This is a genomic window from Acidiphilium iwatense (assembly GCF_021556475.1).
In the GTDB taxonomy this organism is placed as follows: Bacteria; Pseudomonadota; Alphaproteobacteria; order Acetobacterales; family Acetobacteraceae; genus Acidiphilium; species Acidiphilium iwatense.
Genome location: NZ_JAKGBZ010000118.1, coordinates 1 through 2,510 on the forward strand (window position 1 = coordinate 1; position 2,510 = coordinate 2,510).

Annotated in this window: 2 protein-coding genes and 1 pseudogene; 2 read left to right on the forward strand and 1 reads right to left on the reverse strand. The window is 62.2% G+C overall.

All coding sequences use genetic code 11. From position 1 onward, the window contains the following. Positions 1–120 precede the first annotated feature (120 nt). Together istA and L2A60_RS20235 are read left to right on the forward strand one after the other, a co-directional pair. Entirely contained in the window at positions 121–1,599 is a 1,479-nt protein-coding gene (gene istA / locus L2A60_RS20230) for an IS21 family transposase (protein WP_235706260.1), read from the forward strand. Beyond that, positions 1,596–2,246, forward strand: a pseudogene (locus L2A60_RS20235) (ATP-binding protein); the annotation flags it as partial. The gene istA and the pseudogene L2A60_RS20235, both read left to right, overlap by 4 nt. Before the next feature lie 57 nt (positions 2,247–2,303). Here L2A60_RS20235 and L2A60_RS20240 read toward each other — a convergent pair. Beyond that, the coding region (locus L2A60_RS20240) for a transposase (RefSeq protein ID WP_235706261.1) at positions 2,304–2,510 on the reverse strand (207 nt) is incomplete at its 5' end.

The following is a 2,510-nucleotide window of genomic DNA, read 5'->3' on the forward strand; positions in this document are numbered from 1 at the left end:
CGTGTCCTTCATCCTTGGCCAGATGCGCGCTTTGCCGTCAAACACCCAAGGTAGGAGCCGGATGCCTTAATTGGGCTTGTCCGGATCTGCGCGGGGGGCGCTCAGTAATGGGCGTCTCTACTGCGAAGATTACGTATCGAAGGGAATACCCCGCAGCAAGCCGCGGCCAAGAGCGGGTTCAGCACCGCGACCGCCTATCGGATCGAGCACGGCCCGCATCTGCCTGCCGCGGCGCAGGCACGCCGGCAACGCCGTCGCCCCGATCCGCTGGAGGCGGTCTGGGATACCGAGATCGTGCCGATGCTGACTGCGGCGCCCGGCCTGCGTGCCATCGCCGTGCTGGAGGAACTGGTCCGGCGCCATCCGGAACTCGACCCTGGTATCCGGCGCACGCTGGAGCGGCGGATCAAACTCTGGCGTGGCCTGCACGGTCCGGCGCAGGACGTCATGTTCCGCCAGATCCATCCGCTGGGCGAACTGGGCTTGTCGGATTTCACCGACCTGGCCGGGCTCGGCGTCATGATCGCTGGCGCGACGCTGGATCATATCCTGTATCATTTTCGGATGGCGCATTCCGGCTTCGAGCACGGCCATGTGATCCTCGGCGGGGAGAGCTATTCGGCCCTCGCCGAAGGTTTGCAGAACGCCCTGTTCGTTTTGGGAGGCGTGCCGTTGAAGCACCGCACCGACAGTCTTTCGGCCGCGTTTCGCAATCTCGACCGTGACGCGATTGAGGACCTGACCGCGCGCTATGCGGCCCTCTGCGCGCATTTCGACATGGAGCCCACCCGCAATAATACCGGGGTTGCCCATGAGAACGGCACGATCGAAAGCTCCCACGGCCATGCCAAGAAAACCATCGAAGATGCCTTGCTGCTCCGCGGCAGCCGTGCCTTCGAGGATCTGGCCGCCTATCGCCGGTTCATCGACGAGATCTTCGCCCGCCATAACACAAGGCGAAGCAAAGCCATCGCCATCGAGTGCGCCACCCTCAATCCGCTGCCTGCTGACCGCACGATCGATTACCAGGAGACCCTGGTTCAGGTCACATCCTCCAGTGGCTTCGTCCTGCGCAAGGTCTTCTATTCGGTGCCAGCGCGGATGATCGGGCAACGCTTGCGCGTCAGGCTCTACGATGATCGGCTCGAATGCTTCCTCGGTGCCAGTCACGTGCTCAGTCTCGCCCGCGGCCGCGCCGATCACGCCACCGGCAAGCACGGTCACGTCATCGACTATCGCCACGTGATCCATTCCCTGCGCCGCAAGCCGGGTGCCTTGCGCAACCTGGTCTATCGCAACCAGTTGTTCCCACGTCCAGCCTATGCGCGCGCCTTCGATGCGCTGACCGAGCGCCGGTCCGACAAGGTCGCCTGCAAAATCACCGTCGAATTGCTCGGTCTCGCGCACGACTACGCCTGCGAAGCCGAACTCGCACAGGCTCTCGAGATCGAACTCGATGCCGGCCACTTGCCCTGCCTCGACACCTTGCGCGAACGCTTCCGCCCCGCCACCGCCAGCGTACCGGTGATCATGATCGAAGCGGTATCGCTCGGCCTTTACAACGAGCTTGGCATGATCAGCGGCGGAGACGTCGCATGACCGCCAACCATGCCGCCGATACCCCTTCCGTGGTCCTGCCAGCGATCCCGCGGATCGCCGGAACCGTCGGCCACTCTGCCCGGCTCGCCTTCCTGCTCGGCGAACTCCGCCTGCCGACGATCAAACATCTCTGGCCCGATCTCGCCGCCCAATCGGACAAGGAAGGATGGCCCGCCGCGCGCTTTCTCGCCGCTCTCGCCGAGCACGAAGTCGCCGATCGTGAACGACGACGCATCGAGCGCCACCTGCTCGAAGCGCGCTTGCCGATCGGCAAAACCCTCGATAATTTCGACTTCAACGCCGTGCCGGTGATCAGCAAGGCCCACATCACCGCACTCGCCTCCGGCAATGCCTGGCTCGATACCGGCGCCAATTTATTGTTATTTGGCCCGCCCGGCGTGGGCAAAAGTCATCTCAGTGCAGCGATCGGTCTCGCCCTCATCGAAGCAGGCTTCCGGGTGTTGTTCACCAGAACCACCGATCTGGTCCAGCGCTTGCAAATCGCGCGGCGCGAACTCACCCTCGAAGCCACCATCTCGAAACTCGATCGCTATCACCTGCTCATCCTCGATGACATTTCCTATGTCACCAAGGATCAGGTCGAGACCTCGGTTCTGTTCGAACTGATCAGCCGCCGATACGAACACCGATCGATCCTGATCACCGCGAATCAGGCTTTCGGTGAATGGAACAAGATTTCCTGCTTACCCATAAGTCTCAGCCAATTTCAGCAAGCGATAAGGCATAGGTGGCGCTTTTACGATGGCGTATCCGAGTCGAGGGATCATGCTGGCGAGGTCATATCGGCGGTTGAAGCGGTACTCGAATTTGGCGAGGTATCGCGGCACGTGCTTGGTGCTGATCGCCCGGTACGTGCCGGTGATTGCGGATTTGATATTGCCGAGGGCGGT